This is a genomic window from Erythrobacter sp. (genome assembly GCF_024305245.1).
GTDB lineage: Bacteria > Pseudomonadota > Alphaproteobacteria > Sphingomonadales > Sphingomonadaceae > Erythrobacter.
Genome location: NZ_JAMWYX010000004.1, coordinates 195,329 through 213,654, shown reverse-complemented (window position 1 = coordinate 213,654; position 18,326 = coordinate 195,329). Strand labels below are relative to the sequence as shown.

The 18,326-nt window shown below is 64.9% G+C and carries 16 protein-coding genes; 11 read left to right on the top strand and 5 right to left on the bottom strand.

The genetic code is table 11. The annotated features are described in order from the left end of the window. Positions 1 to 5: 5 nt before the first annotated feature. A complete protein-coding gene (gyrB, locus tag Q0L48_RS07825) occupies positions 6 to 2,525 on the bottom strand; it encodes a DNA topoisomerase (ATP-hydrolyzing) subunit B (RefSeq protein WP_296719696.1) in 2,520 nt (839 codons plus the stop codon). 198 nt (positions 2,526 to 2,723) lie between these two features. Next, positions 2,724 to 3,488, bottom strand: coding sequence for a PIG-L family deacetylase (locus Q0L48_RS07820; protein ID WP_296719310.1), 765 nt, complete (start codon positions 3,486 to 3,488; stop codon positions 2,724 to 2,726). A 95-nt stretch (positions 3,489 to 3,583) separates the two neighbouring features. Between Q0L48_RS07820 and Q0L48_RS07815 the strand changes: the two genes are divergently transcribed. Beyond that, entirely contained in the window at positions 3,584 to 5,134 is a 1,551-nt protein-coding gene (locus tag Q0L48_RS07815; RefSeq protein ID WP_367274027.1) for a class I adenylate-forming enzyme family protein, read from the top strand. Positions 5,135 to 5,240: 106 nt separating this feature from the next. On the opposite strand, the gene Q0L48_RS07810 is transcribed toward Q0L48_RS07815, so the two are convergent. Next, positions 5,241 to 5,480 (bottom strand): hypothetical protein, encoded by a 240-nt coding sequence (locus Q0L48_RS07810; RefSeq protein ID WP_296719306.1) that lies wholly within the window; start codon positions 5,478 to 5,480, stop codon positions 5,241 to 5,243. A gap of 421 nt (positions 5,481 to 5,901) precedes the next feature. Here Q0L48_RS07810 and guaA point away from each other — a divergent pair, with 421 nt between their 5' ends. From guaA to Q0L48_RS07790, 4 genes are all read left to right on the top strand, one after another. After that, positions 5,902 to 7,518, top strand: coding sequence for a glutamine-hydrolyzing GMP synthase (guaA, locus tag Q0L48_RS07805; protein WP_296719304.1), 1,617 nt, complete (start codon positions 5,902 to 5,904; stop codon positions 7,516 to 7,518). A 115-nt stretch (positions 7,519 to 7,633) separates the two neighbouring features. After that, complete coding sequence (locus Q0L48_RS07800; protein WP_296719301.1) at positions 7,634 to 8,272, top strand: YceI family protein; 639 nt, start codon at positions 7,634 to 7,636, stop codon at positions 8,270 to 8,272. 139 nt (positions 8,273 to 8,411) lie between these two features. Beyond that, positions 8,412 to 8,627 (top strand): hypothetical protein, encoded by a 216-nt coding sequence (locus Q0L48_RS07795; RefSeq protein ID WP_296719298.1) that lies wholly within the window; start codon positions 8,412 to 8,414, stop codon positions 8,625 to 8,627. A 45-nt stretch (positions 8,628 to 8,672) separates the two neighbouring features. Next, entirely contained in the window at positions 8,673 to 9,713 is a 1,041-nt protein-coding gene (locus tag Q0L48_RS07790) for a nitronate monooxygenase family protein (RefSeq protein WP_296719296.1), read from the top strand. 23 nt (positions 9,714 to 9,736) lie between these two features. On the opposite strand, the gene Q0L48_RS07785 is transcribed toward Q0L48_RS07790, so the two are convergent. Both Q0L48_RS07785 and Q0L48_RS07780 read right to left on the bottom strand, forming a co-directional pair. Then, a complete protein-coding gene (locus tag Q0L48_RS07785) occupies positions 9,737 to 10,216 on the bottom strand; it encodes a hypothetical protein (protein ID WP_296719294.1) in 480 nt (159 codons plus the stop codon). A 68-nt stretch (positions 10,217 to 10,284) separates the two neighbouring features. Beyond that, the gene (locus tag Q0L48_RS07780; protein WP_296719292.1) at positions 10,285 to 10,545 is read right to left on the bottom strand and encodes a zinc-finger domain-containing protein; all 261 of its coding nucleotides are present in this window, start codon (positions 10,543 to 10,545) and stop codon (positions 10,285 to 10,287) included. Between the two features lie 89 nt (positions 10,546 to 10,634). On the opposite strand from Q0L48_RS07780, the gene Q0L48_RS07775 reads away from it, so the two are divergent. From Q0L48_RS07775 to Q0L48_RS07750, 6 genes are all read left to right on the top strand, one after another. Next, positions 10,635 to 11,588, top strand: coding sequence for an ABC transporter ATP-binding protein (locus Q0L48_RS07775; protein WP_296719289.1), 954 nt, complete (start codon positions 10,635 to 10,637; stop codon positions 11,586 to 11,588). Between the two features lie 351 nt (positions 11,589 to 11,939). Continuing rightward, complete coding sequence (nadB, locus tag Q0L48_RS07770) at positions 11,940 to 13,541, top strand: L-aspartate oxidase (RefSeq protein WP_296719286.1); 1,602 nt, start codon at positions 11,940 to 11,942, stop codon at positions 13,539 to 13,541. Between the two features lie 184 nt (positions 13,542 to 13,725). Beyond that, positions 13,726 to 14,652: a TraB/GumN family protein gene (locus tag Q0L48_RS07765; RefSeq protein ID WP_296719283.1), complete on the top strand. Its 927-nt coding sequence runs from the start codon at positions 13,726 to 13,728 to the stop codon at positions 14,650 to 14,652. Between the two features lie 37 nt (positions 14,653 to 14,689). Next, positions 14,690 to 15,577, top strand: coding sequence for an alpha/beta fold hydrolase (locus tag Q0L48_RS07760; protein ID WP_296719281.1), 888 nt, complete (start codon positions 14,690 to 14,692; stop codon positions 15,575 to 15,577). A gap of 148 nt (positions 15,578 to 15,725) precedes the next feature. Then, positions 15,726 to 16,415, top strand: coding sequence for a PilZ domain-containing protein (locus tag Q0L48_RS07755; protein WP_296719278.1), 690 nt, complete (start codon positions 15,726 to 15,728; stop codon positions 16,413 to 16,415). Further along, a complete protein-coding gene (locus tag Q0L48_RS07750; protein ID WP_296719276.1) occupies positions 16,412 to 18,319 on the top strand; it encodes a bifunctional diguanylate cyclase/phosphodiesterase in 1,908 nt (635 codons plus the stop codon). Before Q0L48_RS07755 ends, Q0L48_RS07750 begins: the two co-directional genes overlap by 4 nt. Positions 18,320 to 18,326 lie beyond the last annotated feature (7 nt).

Sequence of the window (18,326 nt, the reverse complement as noted above, 5' to 3'; positions counted from 1 at the left end):
GGCGATCAGACATCGAGGTTCGCCACGTTGAGGGCATTATCCTGGATGAATTCGCGCCGCGGTTCGACCACGTCGCCCATCAGCCGGGTGAAAATCTCGTCCGTCACATCGGCATCTTCGACCTTGACCTGCAGCAGCGCGCGGTTTTCGGGATCGAGCGTGGTTTCCCACAATTGCTCGGCGTTCATTTCACCCAATCCCTTGTAGCGGGCGATCGACAGGCCCTTGCGGCCGGCAGCGAAGATCGCTTCGAGCAGCTGGGTCGGGCGGCTGATGGCACCATCGACCGCCACTGTCGGCGCGGCGGCGGGTTCCTCCACCTCGCCGGCGAGCACATCGTTTGTGGCGGGGTCGACCTCGGGCTCCTCGGGTTCGGCTTCGCCTGCGCGCACCAGATTGACCGGTGTGGCATAGGTATCGGCCTGCGCCGCGGCGAGGCCGTGGAGTTTGTGCGCTTCTGTGCTCGACAGGAACCGCGCGTCGATTTCGTGCACATCGGTCACGCCACGCCACAGGCGTTCGAACACCACGGTGCCATCGTCGCGCTGATACGCGGTCCAGCGCGCTTCGCGGTCGCCTGCACCGAGCCGTCCGGCCGCGCGCTGCAATGCCGCTGCCAGTGCCTCACCCGCAAGCCCGGGTTCGAGCGCGCCGGTCAGCGCCATCTGCTCGACCAGCCCCGAATCGTAGCGGCGCGGCACGAAGCCGAGCAGGTTCTTGAGCCGCAGTGCCGCATCGACGACGGCCCGCAGGTCGGCACCGCCGCGCGCACCTTCCGGGGTTTCCAGCACGCGGCCATGCAAGCCTGCATCGACCAGATAGCGGTCGAGCGCAGGCTGGTCCTTGAGGTAAACCTCGCTCCGCCCCTTGGCGACCTTGAACAGCGGCGGCTGGGCGATGAACAGGTGCCCGCCCTTGATGATCTCGGGCATCTGGCGGTGGAAGAAGGTGAGCAGCAGCGTGCGGATATGCGCGCCGTCGACATCAGCGTCGGTCATGATCACGATCTTGTGATAGCGCAGTTTTTCGAGGTTGAATTCATCGCGGATGCCGGTGCCCATCGCCTGGATCAGCGTGCCGACTTCCTTGGAGCTGATGATCCGGTCGAACCGTGCGCGTTCAACGTTGAGGATCTTGCCCTTGAGCGGCAAAATCGCCTGCGTCTTGCGGTCGCGGCCCTGCTTGGCCGAACCGCCTGCGGAATCCCCTTCGACCAGGAACAGTTCGGACTTGGCGGGATCGCGTTCCTGACAATCGGCGAGCTTACCCGGCAGGCTGGCAATGCTCATCGCGCCCTTACGGCTCATTTCGCGGGCGCGCCGGGCCGCTTCGCGCGCGGCGGCGGCATCGATCACCTTCTGGATGATCTGCTTGGCATCGGCCGGGTTTTCTTCCAGCCACTGGTTCATCTTCTCGCCCATCAGCGCTTCGAGCGGCGAACGCACTTCGGAGGACACCAGCTTGTCCTTGGTCTGGCTGGAGAACTTGGGGTCGGGAAGCTTGACGCTGACGATCGCGGTCAGGCCTTCGCGCATATCCTCGCCCGACAGGCTGACCTTTTCCTTCTTCAGCATGCCTGACCGTTCAGCATAATTGTTGAGCGTACGGGTCAGCGCGGCGCGGAAGGCGGCCAGGTGTGTGCCGCCGTCGCGCTGCGGGATGTTGTTGGTGAAGGCCAGCACGTTCTCGTAATAGGAATCGTTCCATTCGAGCGCGACGTCGATGCCGATGCCGTCTTTCTCCGCCGAGACCGAGATAGGCTCGCCCACTAGGGGCTGCTTGTTGCGGTCGAGATATTTCACGAAGGCCGCGATCCCGCCCTCGTAATAGAGATCGTGCTCCAGCACGTCCTCGTGGCGCTTGTCGCGCAGCTTGATGCGCACGCCCGAATTCAGGAACGCCAGCTCGCGGTACCGGTGTTCGAGCTTGTCGAAATCATACTCGGTCACGTTCTTGAAGGTATCGTGGCTGGCCTTAAAGGTGACGCGGGTGCCCTTCTTCAGGCCATTATCGTCGCAATTGCTGTCGACCGGCGGGGCATCGCCCGTCACCACCAGCGGCTCGACCGCATCGCCGTGTTCGAACCGCATCCAGTGCGCCTTGCCCTCGCGCCAAATCACCAGCTCGAGCCATTCGGACAGCGCGTTGACCACCGACACGCCGACGCCGTGCAGGCCGCCGGAAACCTTGTAGGCATTGTCGTCGCTGGTGTTCTCGAACTTCCCGCCCGCGTGCAGCTGGGTCATGATGACTTCGGCCGCCGACACGCCTTCTTCGGTGTGCATGCCCGTCGGGATACCGCGTCCGTTATCTTCCACGCTGACGCTGCCGTCGGGGTTCAATTCGATCAGAACGAGATCGCAATGCCCCGCCAGCGCTTCGTCGATCGCGTTGTCGCTGACCTCGAACACCATGTGGTGCAGGCCCGATCCGTCGTCGGTATCGCCGATATACATGCCGGGGCGCTTGCGCACGGCATCGAGGCCCTTGAGAACCTTGATCGAATCCGCGCCATAGTCGCCCATCTGGCGGACTTTTTCGGGAAGGCTGACGGGTGTCGGTTCAGGGGTTTGTGAAGTGGTGTCGTTCATGACCATCATATAGGCGCTCGGGCGGCGAAACCCAACTATGAGAGGGCCGTAGCGGCGGCTTTTCCACGAACGCGCGCGGGGCGGCGACGAGCAGGCCGGAATGCGCCGTTAAAAGGCCCATCAGAAGGCCCGTCAAAAGGCGCGGCGGAAATGCACCTTGCCCTGCCAGATCGTGGCGTCGAACAGCGGCATCATCCCGGCGCGCGAGGCTTCGTCGAATTGGGTGACATGGCAAGCAGCGGCCGTCTTGGCGGCGGCAAGATCGGCGGGGGTGTAGGCCAAACCGTACTGGACAAGTTCGGGCGCGGTGGTTGCCCAGCTTTCCAACTGCGGAATTGCAGGTGCGGTGCCGGTGCGGATCGCCGGATGCAGCATGATCGGCCGTTCGGCTTCGGGCATGGCTTGCGCCGCCTGAACCGTCAGCGCGCTCACCATCCGGTGATCGACATGGCCGTACCCGCCATCCGGCCCCCAGGTGATGACCATGCCGGGGCGGTTTGCAGCGATGGCGGCGCCGATACGCGCCAGCACCTGTGCCGCCGGGCTGTCTGGCCCGCGCGCGGACGAACCCAATGTGCCGTCGCCCAGCCGCCAGAACTCCGGTTCGCCGAGGCCCAGCGCCGCTGCCGAACAGCGCGCCTCGCCTTCGCGCACCTGCGCAAGCTCGGCGCCGGGGGCCATGCCGCTTTCGCCCGGTCCGGCATCGCCGCTGGTGGCAAAGGCAATACGAACCTGCGCCCCATCACGGCGCATCGCTGCCAGCGCAGGGGCGATCACCAGTTCATCATCCGGATGGGCGAGCACCACCAGCACATTTCGCGGATTGCCTTGCTCTTGCGCGCTCACCGGGGTCATGGCCAGTACGGCCAGCGCGATCATGTTTGCGGTGCGGGTCATCGTGTCTGCCTCTCCTCGGCGCGTTGTCTGCCACTTGTCCGAGCCACTTCGCAAATCCTTTGCGTGGGCGCCGCGCCTGATTATGCATGGCGGTCATGAACACCGAGATGATGACCGCCCGCCTTGCCGAACCGTTCGGCAGCTTCCCCGACATCCTGATGGAATGGTCGCGCATCAAGGGCGACGATCTTGCCCTGATCGATGAAAGCCGCGAGGTTTACTGGGCGGAACTGATCGGGCTGGTCGAGCGGCTGGCGGCGCGGCTGGTCGAGAGGGGCTTGCAACGCGGCCAATCGGTGGCGATCCTCGGTACCTCCACCGTCAATTATGCGCTGGTGTTCCTCGCCGCGATGCGTGCAGGCGGCGTGGCCGCGCCGCTCACCACCAGCGCCTCGCCCGAACAACTCGCTGGCATGGCGAATGATTCGGGCGCGCGGCACCTGTTCATCGATGCAGCCAAGGCGGCGGAGCTGGGGCCGGACTTCATGGCCGATCTGATTCGCGTGCCGCTGGAGCGGATCGACCAGTGGATGGCCCCTCCCGGCAGCCGCGCCCCGGCCTTCGCGCCCGAACCCGGCGATCCGTTCAACATCATCTATTCCAGCGGAACCACCGGCATTCCCAAGGGCATCGTCCATTCGCACCGGATGCGCTGGCGGCAGTTTGCCTCGACCGCGCTCAGCTTTCTCGGTGCGGGGCTGGAAGTGCGCTCGCTCGCCTCGACCCCGCTTTATTCGAACACCACGATGGTGGCGTTTCTGCCGGTGCTGCTGGCGGGCGGCTGCGTGCGGGTAATGGGCAAGTTCGATTGCGCGAAGTGGCTCGCCCATGCCGCAGCCGACCGCACCACCATCACCATGCTGGTGCCGGTGCAATATCAGCGGCTGATGGACTTCACCGGGTTCGACAATTTCGACCTGTCGGCGCTCAAGCTCAAATACTGCACCTCCGCGCCCTTCCCCGCCGATCTGAAGCGTGAAGTGCTGGGCCGGATGCCTGGCGGGTTGATCGAGATCTATTCGATGACCGAAGGCGGCGTGGTGTGCCTGCTGCCGTGCCACGAATTCCCCGACAAGCTTCACACGGTCGGCCGCCCCGCGCCGGGCAGCGAATTGAAGGTGCTGGACGACGAGGACCGCGAAGTCCCGCCGGGCACACCGGGCAACCTGATCGGCCGCAGCCTCACCATGATGAGCGGCTACAAGAACCGTCCCGACAACACTGCCGAAGCGCAGTGGATCGATCCTGCGACCGGCGAGGCATGGATGCGTATGGGCGATATCGGCCGGGTGGACGCCGAAGGTTTCGTCGAACTGGTGGGCCGGGCCAAGGACATGATCATTTCGGGCGGGTTCAATATCTACCCGTCCGATCTGGAAGCGGAATTGTGCAAGGAACCCGGCGTGGTCGAGGCGGCGGTGGTCGGCCTGCCGTCCCGCAAATGGGGCGAAAGCCCGGTCGGTTTCGTGGTGCTGAAGGGTGATGGCGATCCGGCGGCGATCATGGCCGCGGTCAACGCGCGGCTGGGCAAGACTCAGCGGCTCGCCGCGCTGCACACCATCGCCGAAATGCCGCGCAGCCACATCGGCAAGCTGCTGAAAAGCGACCTGCGCGAAGAAGCCGCGCGGCTCGGCGGAGTGGAATAGCAAACGGCCCGGCTGCCCTGTTCCGCGATGGGAGTGGGCAACCGGGCCGAAGATGCCAAGCGCGAGGGAGAGGGTTCTCGCGCTTTAACGGGTCGTTGGCGCGTCGTTAGACGATGAGCGTGTTGAACGCCGCGCCGCTGAAAGCGATCGCGAGGATGAAGGCGACGGCTTTTTCACTGATCATGCGCATGGGTTGTTTCCCTGTTCTGTTGTGGTTAAATCGGCCCGGCGCGGCAAAGCGGAGAGGAATCACCGTGCGGGCTTGCGCACTATATGGATGAAGCTGCGCAATAATCAAACCCGATAACGCACGAAAATATTTCATCACCGAAAGCGGAAATTGCAATCACAGGCGCGGGATCGATGCCGCGCAGCTGGAGACGCGGCCACCAATTTAAGGGGGGGAGGACTGGGGGCCGCGTCTCGCTCACTGCTGGCCCGGCCTTTTGCGGCAGGGCGCCCGGCGGGGGCAGAGGGCCAAGGGGGGGAGAGGCCGTCTGAACCGGGTTTCGCAGGCTGGCAGAACAGCCGTATTCGGCCTGGTTCCGCCAAACGATGTCCCCGCATGGGGGAAGCCGAGGGTGGAGAGAGAAGCCCCGGCGCGCATCGTGTGGCGGCTAAATGATGTTCGATTGCATCGAATACAAATGCGAAAACGCTAAGTTTTGTTGCACGAAACGCAACCTTGGTGAGACCAGCACCCGAAATGCACCGCGCAGCATGCGCCCGCGCTGGACAGAAACGGGCGCGCTTCGTAATCGCCCGTCATGAGCGTGCACCCCACCGGCCCGGCCTCGGGCGATTCCGTTGTCCCCGAAGCTATTGCATCGGAGTCGATTCTGATCGTCGATTTCGGCTCGCAGGTCACGCAATTGATCGCCCGCCGGGTGCGCGAGGCCGGGGTCTATTCGGAAATCGCGCCCTTCACCCAGGCAGAGGCCGCGTTCCAGCGCATGCAGCCCAAGGGCATCATCCTGTCCGGATCGCCCGCCAGTGTGCCCGACGAAGGCTCCCCCCGCGCGCCGCAGATGCTGTTCGATACCGGCGTGCCGATCCTCGGCATCTGTTACGGCCAGCAGGTTATGACGCACCAGCTGGGCGGCGAAGTGCGGCCCGGACACGAAACCGGAGAAGGCGGCGAATTCGGCCGCGCATTCCTGACTGTCACCGCCGAATGCGCGCTGTTCGACGGGTTGTGGGAGGTGGACGAGCGCCATCAGGTGTGGATGAGCCACGGAGACAAGGTCACCCGCTTTGCCGAAGGGTTCGAAATCGTCGCCACCTCCGACGGCGCGCCTTTTGCCGTGATCGCCGACGAAACGCGCAAGTTCTACGGCACCCAGTTCCACCCCGAGGTCGTCCACACCCCCGATGGCGGCAAGCTGATCGCCAACTTCGTGCGCCATGTCTGCGGGCTGGCGGGCGACTGGACCATGGCCGAATTCCGCAAGACCAAGATCGCCGAAATCCGCGCGCAGGTGGGTGACAAGCGCGTGATCTGCGGGCTTTCGGGCGGGGTCGATTCGGCGGTGGCGGCCGTTCTGATCCACGAAGCGATCGGCGACCAGCTGACCTGCGTCTTCGTCGACCATGGCCTGATGCGCATGAACGAGGCCGATCAGGTCGTCACCCTGTTCCGCGATCATTACAACATCCCGCTGGTGCATGTGGAGGCGGAAGAACTGTTCCTCGGCGGGCTGGCAGGCCTCACCGACCCCGAAGCCAAGCGCAAGTTCATCGGCAAGACCTTCATCGACGTGTTCGAGACGGAGGCCAACACAGTCGGCGGCGCAGAATTCCTCGCCCAAGGCACGCTCTACCCCGACGTGATCGAATCCGTCAGCTTCACCGGCGGGCCGAGCGTCACGATCAAGAGCCACCACAATGTCGGCGGCCTGCCCGAACGGATGAACATGGCGCTGGTCGAACCCTTGCGCGAATTGTTCAAGGACGAGGTGCGCGATCTGGGCCGCGAGCTGGGCCTGCCCGATGCTTTCGTCGGTCGCCACCCCTTCCCCGGCCCCGGCCTCGCGATCCGCATCCCCGGCGAAGTCACCAAGGAACGCTGCGACATCCTGCGCAAGGCCGACGCGATCTATCTGGAGGAAATCCGCAACGCAGGCCTGTATGACGCGATCTGGCAGGCGTTTGCGGTGCTGCTGCCGGTCAAGACCGTCGGCGTGATGGGCGACAGTCGCACTTACGACAACGTCTGCGCGCTGCGTGCGGTGACATCCACCGACGGGATGACGGCGGATGTCTTCCCCTACGATTCCAGCTTCCTCACCCGCGTGGCGACCCGGATCGTCAACGAGGTGAAGGGCATCAACCGGGTGGTCTACGACTACACCAGCAAACCGCCCGGCACGATCGAGTGGGAATGAGCCCCCTGACCCCCACCCCCTGCACCCGGCAGCCTGCGTGCATCTGCCCCTTTCGGCAGCGCGTAGAATAGAATAATGCTCGCCGACGATATCGCCCCATGAGAGGTTTGCCCCTGTGAAGCCCATCGCCCGCATTTTTGCCCTGCCCGCCGCGCTCGCATTGGGCCTTGCCGCCTGCGCCGAGCCTGCCGCTGAAGCGCCCGCTGCTACAATGGACGCTGCGGTGACCGAGGGCGCATGGACGCTCGATCCGGCAACATCGCGGCTCGGCTATGTCAGCATCAAGGCGGGCGAGATTGCCGAGAACAACGCTTTCGAGACGCTGTCGGGCACCATCGCCGCCGATGGCACGGCGCAGGTCGACATCGATCTCTCCTCGGTCAGCACCGGGGTCGATATCCGCAACGAACGGATGCGCGAGATCTTCTTCCAGGTGGTCGACAACCCCAGCGCGGTGGTCACGGCAAAGCTCGATCCGGCGGCTTTTGCCGGTCTTGCCGTGGGCCAGTCGCTCGCCCGCCCGCTCAAAGCCACGCTCGCGCTGAAGGGGGTCGAGCAGGCGTTCGAGACCGAAGTGCTGGTAACCCGCACCGCCGAGGACCGCGTGACCGTGGTGCCGACCGCGCCGGTGATCATCACCACCGACATGTTCGAACTGACCGACGAGCTGGGCGAATTGCGCGCACTGGCAGAACTGCCGTCGATCACGCCCGCGGTGCCGGTGACCTTCATGCTCGCTTTCACCCGTTCCTGACGCGGATTACCGCGCTTTTTCAGCCGATTTGCGCTGGATCAATGTTCCCCCGCGCCGCTGCGGGCATTCCGCCTGTGCCGAGTGGCCGGGCGCGCCTCGATCCCGCCGCTTCCAGCCTCCGGCTTCGAAAGGTGGACACATGAACCGGCTTGGCCTTGCTCTTTTTCCGATTGTGGCGACGACCTTGATGGGAATCGGCGTGGTTGCCGTGCTGACGATGGATATCTGGGCGACCGGCCAGCCGATCCTGTGGGCGGCTGTGGCGGGCTTCGTGGTCTCCATCCCAGTGTCGTGGTGGATCGGACGGCAGATCACCGCAGTGACCGGCGGACGCAAGGATCGGCAGGCGCGCTGACGCTACGGCGCGCGTGGGCGACGCAGCCGCTTTGCAACAGCGGGCTTGAAAGCGTTCCGCAAACAGGCTTGTGTCCCGCGCAAACACGGATTGCACGGGAGGAACCACGCCATGAAGACCGCCATCACCGAAATGTTCGGCATCCAGCACCCCATTATTCAGGGCGGGATGCATTATGTCGGGTTCGCCGAAATGGCTGCGGCCGTCTCCAATGCAGGCGGGCTGGGGATCATCACCGGCCTGACGCAGGGCACGCCCGAAAAGCTGGCGAACGAGATCGCGCGCTGCAAGGACATGACCGACAAGCCGTTCGGCGTGAACCTGACCATTCTGCCCACGCTGACGCCGCCCGATTATCCGGGGCTGGTGAAGGCGGTGATCGATGGCGGGGTGACCGTGGTCGAAACCGCCGGGCGCAACCCGGTCGATCTGCTGCCGCATCTTAAAGACGCGGGGATCAAGGTGATCCACAAATGCACCAGCGTGCGGCACAGCCTCAAGGCGCAGGAGATCGGCTGCGATGCGGTGAGCGTCGACGGGTTCGAATGCGGCGGCCATCCGGGCGAGGACGACGTGCCCAACTTCATCCTGCTGCCGCGCGCGGCTGACGAGCTGGAAATCCCGTTCGTTTCCAGCGGCGGCATGGCCGACGGTCGCAGCCTTGTCGCCAGCCTGGCGATGGGCGCGCAGGGGATGAACATGGGAACCCGCTTCATCGCCACCAAGGAAGCGCCGGTGCATGACAATGTGAAGCAGGCGATTCTAGCCGCCAGCGAACTCGACACGCGCCTCGTGATGCGCCCGCTGCGCAATACGGAACGCGTGCTCAACAATGCCGCGGTGGAACGCCTGATCCTCAAGGAGAAGGAGCTTGGCGATGCGCTCACCATTCAGGACATCCTGCCCGAAGTGGCCGGGGTCTATCCGTCGATCATGATGGAAGGCGAGATGGACAAGGGCGCGTGGAGCTGCGGCATGGTCGCCGGGCTGATCCACGATATCCCGACCTGTCAGGAACTGATCGACCGGATCATGCTACAGGCCGAGGAGATCATTGCCCGGATGCAGGCGCTGGCGCGCGCCTGACCGCACCGGCGACCTACCCGCATTCAGCCCCGATCGGCGGAACCATTCTCGACGCGGGTGTAAGGCACGAAATCCTCGAAGAAAACCGCGCCGGTGAACATCCCGACGAGCGGATCGACCGTGGTGATAACGTCGAGCCGGCACAGCTGGCTGCCGTTGAAGCGCCGGGTGACGAGCGCATCGGTATCGTCGATGTCCTCGGGGTCGCGGGTGCGCTGGACATAGATCGTGTTGCCCGATCCGAAGACATAGGCGGTCTTGTCGATGGTCTGCATGCGCTGGCTGGGCAATGTCCGGATGCAGCGCACCGGCTCGCCTGCCTCGCGGCCCTCAAGCAGCTCGGCCAGCCGCTTTTCGCCCTTGGTCGCGGGCTCGGCTGCCACGTCGGTTTCGACATCTGCCCGGCTTTGGCCTTGCGCGGCTGCGGGCATGCCCACTGCCAGCGCGAGAGCGGCGGCAAGGCTAGTGACAAGCGGGCGAACGGGGGCTGAAAGTCGGGTCACGGCGATTCTCCATCACAAATGCCATGCTGTTCTACCGCATCGCGCCTGAACCGTCGCTGAGCGGGCGATCAGCTGCGGGCGGCGCTGGCGCCCGAGGAGATGTCGGGCAGGCTGGCCTGATCCGCGCCGTCCGCCGGGCCGCCGCGCAGCACGAAGCGCCGGTCGCAATAGCCGCAATCGACATAGCCATGCTCGTCGATCTCGAGAAACACGCGCGGATGGCCGAGCGCCGCCGGGGTATAGCCCGCACCGGCGCGGATGGCGCTGGCCCCGTCGCAGGCAACGCGCCGCGTATCGACCAGCAGGACTTCGGGAGGGGGAATGCTCATGGCCTTGCCGTTACCCGCGCCCTTGCCCGGTTGCAATTGCCTTTGCGCAAGGCTTGCCGCGCGGCGGCGGCTCCCATAGGGCTGCGTCCATGTCAGCAGAGCCCGCGATCCGCATCACCGACCTCGTCAAGCGTTACGCCCCTGCCAAGGGGCCGAAAGGCGCGGTGACCGAAGGCAAGCTGGCGCTGGGCGGGGTCAGCTTCGATGTGCCCGAAGGATCGATCTTCGGCCTGCTCGGCCCCAACGGCGCGGGCAAATCGACGCTGATCAATATTCTTGCAGGGCTGGTCAACAAGACCGGCGGATCGGCGGAGATCTGGGGCTTCGACATTGATCGCCATCGCCGCAACGCCAGCCGTTCGATCGGGATCGTGCCGCAGGAAATCGTGTTCGATCCGTTCTTCACCCCGTTCGAGGTGCTGGAGAATCAGGCGGGGTTCTACGGCATCCCGGCCAAACTGCGCCGCAGTGCGGAATTGCTGGAAGCGGTGCGGCTGGCGGACAAGCGCGACGCCTATGCCCGCACGCTGTCAGGCGGGATGAAGCGCCGCCTGCTGGTGGCCAAGGCAATGGTGCATTCGCCGCCGATTCTGGTGCTGGATGAACCCACCGCCGGGGTCGATGTCGATCTGCGCCGCCAGTTGTGGGAACTGGTGAGCGAATTGAACCGCGACGGTGTGACGGTGGTGCTGACCACGCATTACCTCGAAGAAGCCGAGGAATTGTGCGATCGGATCGCGATCATCAACCATGGCAAGCTGATCGCCAACAAACCGACCCGCGAACTGGTCGACATGGCGCGCGAGAAAGTGGTCGCGGTCACCGCGGCCGACGATCTGGCCGCCGCGCCGACGCATGACGCCTTCGTGCGGGTGGAATGGGACGGTGCGCGCGGGGTCGAGGTGACGTATGACAAGGACCGCCTCAGCGCCGGACAGGTCTTGGCGATCCTGCAGCAACAGGGCCTCACCATCGAGGATGTCACCACCCGCGAGGCGGATCTGGAAGACGTGTTCGTGCAGCTGACCGCCGCTGCCGGCTAGCCCTTGAGCTTGCGCCAGCTACGGTGCCGGTGGCGCCTGATCGCTGCGCCGCAGTGACGGCACGTGCCGGAATAGAACCTTCCGTCCCATTTCACATCGCGCCGCAACGGCTGATGCCGGCCGACCATGCAGCCGAAAAACGAAAATATGGACATTGCAGAGAGAGTCCCGAAATGAGGATGACGTTTATCTGGCTTATGTCAGGCTGCGATCCTCACCCGTGTCCGGCTTTCCGAATCACGCGCTCGCCGCAGGATACCATCTTGCTGCACTGCACCTAAGGGTAAATACGTAATCTGGCGCGCGCGGCGGGGGCTTGCTCCGTCCGGCGTTGCGCGCCATGGCGCGATAATGGCGATGCAGGATGCAATGCGACAACCGCATGACGTGGTGGTCATAGGATCGGGCGCGGCGGGGCTGACCGCGGCGTTGGCGCTGGCGCAGACGCGCCGGGTGCTGGTGCTGGCGAAAGGCACGCTGACCGGCGGATCGACCGCCTGGGCGCAAGGCGGAATCGCCGCGGTGCTCGACACCGGCGACACCTTCGACAACCACGTGCGCGATACGATGGTAGCGGGCGCGGGGCTGAACGACCGCGAGACGGTGGAGTTCGTGATCGAACGCGCGCCGCAATCGATCGACCGGCTGTGCGAGTTGGGCGTGCCGTTCAACCGCGATGCCGATGCGCTGCACCTGACGCGCGAAGGCGGCCATTCGCACCGCCGGATCGTCCATGTCGATGATGCAACCGGCTGGGCGGTGCAGAGCGCGCTGGTCAAGGCGGCAGAGGCCCATCCCAACATCACCCTGCTGCCGGGCCGCACCTGCATCGATTTCATCACCGACCGCCACCGCGAACAGTTCTCCGCCGCCGGGCGCGTCTGGGGTGTCTATGCGCTCGACGAGGAAACCGGCCGGGTCGAGCGCCACGTCGCGCGCGCCACCATCCTCGCCACCGGCGGTGCCGGGCGCGTCTACCAGTTCTCCACTGCCCCGCGCGGCGCGACCGGAGACGGGATCGCGATGGCATGGCGGGCGGGCGCACGTGTCTCCAACATGGAGATGATGCAGTTCCACCCGACCTGCCTCTACAATCTCGACGTCAAGAACTTCCTGATTACCGAGGCCGTGCGCGGTGAGGGCGGGCACCTGCTCCACCCCGAAACCGGCCGCCGCTTCATGGTCGATTACGATCCTGAACGCATGGAGCTGGCCCCGCGCGATGTGGTCGCCCGCGCTATCGACGACCAGATCAAGCGGTTCGGGCTGGATTACGTGCATCTCGATATCAGCCATCAGCCCGCCGAGTTCGTGAAGGGGCATTTCCCGACGATCTACGACAAGCTGCTGGGTCTGGGCATCGACATGACTGTGCAGCCGATCCCGGTTGTGCCCGCGCAGCATTACACCTGCGGCGGGGTGGTGGTGGATTTGCAGGCGCGCACCGACATTCCGGGCCTGTGGGCGGCGGGCGAATGTACCGAAAGCGGGCTGCACGGCGCAAACCGGCTGGCGTCGAACAGCTTGCTCGAATGCTTCGTGTTCGGCGAGGCGGCGGCGCAGGACATCCTCGAACGCTGGGACAGCCTCGAGCCGCCGCCCGCGATCCTGCCGTGGGACGAAAGCCGCGTCACGGATTCGGACGAGGAAGTCGTCATCAAGCAGAACTGGACCGAAATCCGCCGGTTCATGTGGAACTATGTCGGCATCGTGCGCACCACCAAGCGGCTGGAACGCGCCAAGCACCGGATCGAATTGCTGAAGCGCGAGGTCGAGGAATATTACGGCGCCTTCCGCGTCACCACCGACCTGATCGAACTCCGGAACCTGATCGAAGCCGCCGACCTGATCGTGAAAAGCGCGCTCGCCCGCAAGGAAAGCCGCGGGCTGCACTACACGATGGATTATCCCGAGATGGCAGATGAGCCGAAGGATACGGTGCTGGTTCCGTAGGGGAAAAAGCGAATAAAATCCGATCGCCCTGAGCTTGTCGAAGGGCTGCACTTGTCTTTGGAGCTGGGGTCAAGAGTAAGTGCAGTGCTTCGACAAGCTCAGCACGAGCGGGCGTAGGAAGTTCGGATAGGGTTCATCTGTTCGCCGCTAAGGGCGCGTGGGAAACTCCTGAAGGGGCGCAATGATGACAAAGACCCTGCCTTTCCTTTGCCTTGCCGCGCTGATCCCCGCAGCAGCCACCGCCCAAACCCCCGCCCCCACCGAAAACTCCATCGTCGTCACCGCGCAGCGCTCCGGTGCGCCGATGTGGACGATCGATACCCCCACCGGCACCATCATCCTCGTCGGGGAAATCCGGGCGATTCCCGAAACCACCCCTTGGCAGCCCGACCGGCTCAAGGACGCGACTGCGCAGGCGAGCCGGGTGATCCTCGGCGCGCGGCCCAAGATTTCTCCGGGCGATGTGCTGCGGCTGATCTTCAGCGGGTCGAAATTCACCAAACTGCCCGACAAGACCGTGGCGCCCGAATACCTCACCCCCGAACAATGGGCGCGGCTCTCCGCACTCGGCACCGCACATGACGAGGATTACACCCGCCAGTCTTTCCTGCTCACCTCGTTTCAGATGCTGCGCAAGGAATTGCGCTTCAACCGCGACACCGCCGACGAGCCTGCCGACGTGGTCAAAAAGGCCGCCGACAAGGCCGATGTCCCGATCACCCGCGCTGCCACCCTGCGGGGTGAGGATATCATCGACAACCTCGCCGATGCGCCGCCCGCCGCGCACATCCCTTGCCTCACCGCCGCGATGGACGCTGTCGAAAGCGGGCCAGACGTCGTCGAACAGCGCGGCGCGGACTGGCGGCGCTATGATATCCCGGCGGTGATGGCGAACCCGCTTGAACAGGCGCTGGGCCAGTGCTGGCCGTGGGCGGACGAGACGCTCGGCACCGAATTGCGCGCCATCTGGGTCGACAACATCAACGCAGCGCAAACCCAGCCGGGTGTCACGCTGGCCGTCGTGCCGCTGCGGGTGCTGGCCGAAAGCGACGGCGTGCTCGACCGGTTGGCTGCCCAAGGCCTCGACATCGCCGGCCCGGCGTGGAAATGATGGCGCGCACGAGTTTGCGCGAGAGGCCCGATCACCAATGCCCACCATCACCACCCCCAATACCGGCATCGAAATCTTCTACGAAGACCACGGCGACCCCGAACGCGAGGTGATCCTGCTGGTGATGGGTCTGGGCGCGCAGCTGACCCTGTGGCCCGACGAATTCGTCGAAGCGCTGGTGGGCGAAGGTTTCCGCGTGATCCGCTACGACAACCGCGACATCGGGCTGAGCCAGAAGATGGAAGGCGCGCGCGCCCCCTCGCTCCCGATCCAGATATTGCGCAAGAAGGTCGGCTGGCCCGCAAAGGTGCCCTACACGCTCAAGGACATGGCCGATGACGGCATCGGCGTGCTCGATGCGCTTGGGATCGAATCGGCGCACGTGGTCGGCGCGTCGATGGGCGGGATGATCGCGCAGCTGATGGCGGTGCATCACGGCCCGCGCCTGCGCACGCTCACCTCGATCATGTCGACCACCGGCAACGGCAAGCTGCCGCAGGCGGAAAAGCACGCGATGGACGCGCTGATTGCGCCGCTCAAGGACATGGAGGAGGAAACGCTGGTCCAACGCGGCCTCGACGTCGCGAAGAATATCGGCAGCCCCGGCTACCGCCCCGATCCGGTGCGGCAGCGCGAGGTGGTGCTGCGCAGCGTCCGCCGGTCTGTCTATCCGCCGGGCATGCCGCGCCAGCTTGCCGCGATCATCGACGATGGCTGCCGCCGGTCGCGGCTCGCCAATGTGCGCGTGCCGACCCTGGTGCTGCACGGCGAGGACGATCCGCTGGTCAAGCTCGAGGCGGGAGAAGACACCGCCCGGGCGATTCCCGGTGCGCGGTTGGTGACGTTTCCCGGCTGGGGCCACGATATTCCCGAACCACTGATTGCGCGAATCGCCGACGAAATCGTGGCCCACACGCGCAACTAGTGAGGAAATCCCCGAGGATTCGGAGAGTGCAGCTTTCCGCAGCGGCAAGCTAAACCAGGTTATTGCGCGCGGGTTAATGGGGTTCCGGTAAGTTCAACAGATTTTCCCGTGCCTTGCAGCGGTGCAAAGAGGCAGTGGGAGACACTGTATGACCATAGGATCGCCTCACGCCATCACTGCGCAGACTGGAAGCGCTATCCTGCCGGAGGGCGATCGTCGCACCGACGGCCGCGTTCAGACCGTATTCCGCATTGCCCGCGTCATTACCGGCACCGACGAAGGCCTCGCCCGAATCACCAACCTGTCCGATCGGGGTGCGGGCCTGCGCATGATGATGCCCGCGAGCCTGTCGGAAAGTCTCACGCTCGAATTTGCAGACGGCGTGGAATTGCGCGGGCATGTCGTCTGGCAAGAGAACGAACATCTCGGCCTGCAATTCGATCAGCCGATCGATTGCGCGCATCTGCTCGCGGTTCTGGCGGAAGGGGCGCGATTGGGCAGCAACCGCCCGGTCAGACTACCGTTGATGGTCACAGCGCTGACCCGCAGCGAGGTTGGCCTGCGCAGTGCCAAGGTGGTCGACATATCGCTGCGCGGGCTCAAGCTGGAGCATGACGGGAGCCTGACCGAGGGGCTCGATCTCAAGGTGACGCTGCCATCCGGGATCGAACGACTCGGCCGTGTGCGGTGGGTGCGCGGCGACCGGGCCGGCGTGATGCTGCTGCAATCGCTGAGCCTCGACGCGCTGGGGTCGATCCAGCGGCTGATGCGCACGCCCGAGCCGCCGGTGGGCTTGCGACAGGAGCCGCAGGGGGCAGATCAAGTGGCGCAGAAATGACTGCGGCGCTCCAGTCCTTTGCGCCTTCGCGCGCGCTCGCCTGCCTGCCTGAAGCGGAGCATGGGCGATTGCAGCGCCGCAATGCCATCGCCCGCTACGGCATCCTCGACAGCGCGCCAGAGCCGCATTTCGACGATATCGTCAGGCTGGCGGCCCGGATCACCGGGGCGAAGACGGCGGCGATCAGCTTCATCGACGAGACACGGCAGTGGTTCAAGGCCCGGTGGGGTCTCGATCCGCGCGAAACGCCGCTATCGGTCTCGTTTTGCGTCCACACGATCGATGTCGCAGCGCCGCTGGTGGTGAAAGACGCGGCCGAGGATCCCCGGTTCGCCGATAATCCGCTGGTCGCCGGCGTGCCCAACATCCGTTTTTATGCCGGGATGCGGATTCTCGCGGCCGACGGCACGCCCATCGCTGCCCTGTGCGTATTCGATCCCACGCCGCGCCCGCAGGGCATCACCCCGCTGGAAGAAGAAACCTTGCGCACGCTGGCGGGACAGGTCGAGGCGCTGCTCGAACTGCGGCGACTGGTGCAGGAACGCGATTCGCAGGTGGTGGCGCAGTCGCGACTCACCGAGCGGCTGCGCTATGTTGCCGAACATGACGATCTGACCGGCCTTCCCCGGCGCGACCTGTTCAACCGGCTGCTGACCCGGACGATGGAGGGCGCCCGCCAGAACGGCCAACGGGCTGCGCTGCTGGTCGTGGATGTGGACCATTTCAAGCAGATCAACGACTCGCTCGGCCATGACGCGGGTGACGCCCTGCTGTGCGGGTTTGCGCAAAGGTTGCGCAACCTTCTGCGCCATACCGACACGGCTGCACGGCTTGGCGGCGATGAATTCGGCGTGATCCTCGGCGGCATAGACCGCGAAGAGCAGGTTGCCGATGTCGTCGCCTCGCTCAACCGCCGGCTGCACGAACCGATCCTGCATCGCGGGCGGTTGATCAGTTGCAAGGCCAGCGTCGGGGTGGCGATCTATCCCGATCATGCCGCCGATCCCGACGGGCTGATGAAATGCGCCGATCTCGCGCTGGCCGAAGCAAAGCTTTCGCGCGGACGGGCCGAGACTTTCAGCCCGCGGCTGATGGAGGAATTCGACCGTGGCACCGCAATGCTGTCGGTCGCGCGCGAAGGCCTCGAAGCGGGGCGGCTGGTCGCACATTATCAGCCGAAGATCGACCTCGATACGGGCGCGCTGGTCGGTTTCGAGGCGCTGGTACGGTGCCAGACCCCCGATCGCGTCACGATCATGCCCGATAGTTTCGCGCAGGCGTTCGATGATCGCGAACTGGCGGTTGCGATCAGCAGCCAGATGATTGCCTCGGTGCTCGACGATATCCGCACCTGGGTCGATCGCGGCCTCCATTTCGGCCATGTCGCGATCAACACCGGTGCCGCCGATTTTCGCAGCAATGCCTTCGCCGAAATGCTGCTGAAGGAAATCGCGGCGCGGGATCTTTCGCCGAGCATGATCGAACTCGAAGTGACCGAGGGGGTGTTTCTGGGCCGCGGCGCGCAGCATGTCGGCCGCGCGCTGAAGGTACTGAGCAAGGCCGGAGTGCGGATTGCGCTCGACGATTTCGGCACCGGCTACGCTTCGCTCACCCACCTCAAGCAGTTCCGGGTGGACGTGCTCAAGATCGATCGCTCCTTCGTCAGCGGGATCGGCACCAATTTTGACGATACCACGATCGTCCGGGCGCTGATCGGCCTTGGCAAAAGCCTCGGGATCACTACGGTCGCCGAAGGAATCGAAACCGCAGCGCAGGCCGAATTCGCGACAGCGCACGGCTGCGACATCGGACAGGGTTTCTACTTCGGCAAGGCGCAGCCGGGCGCATTTGTCCCCGCCATGATCGCGCGCTTCGGCAACGCTGCGGCAGCGCAGGCCGTGTAGGAAGGAA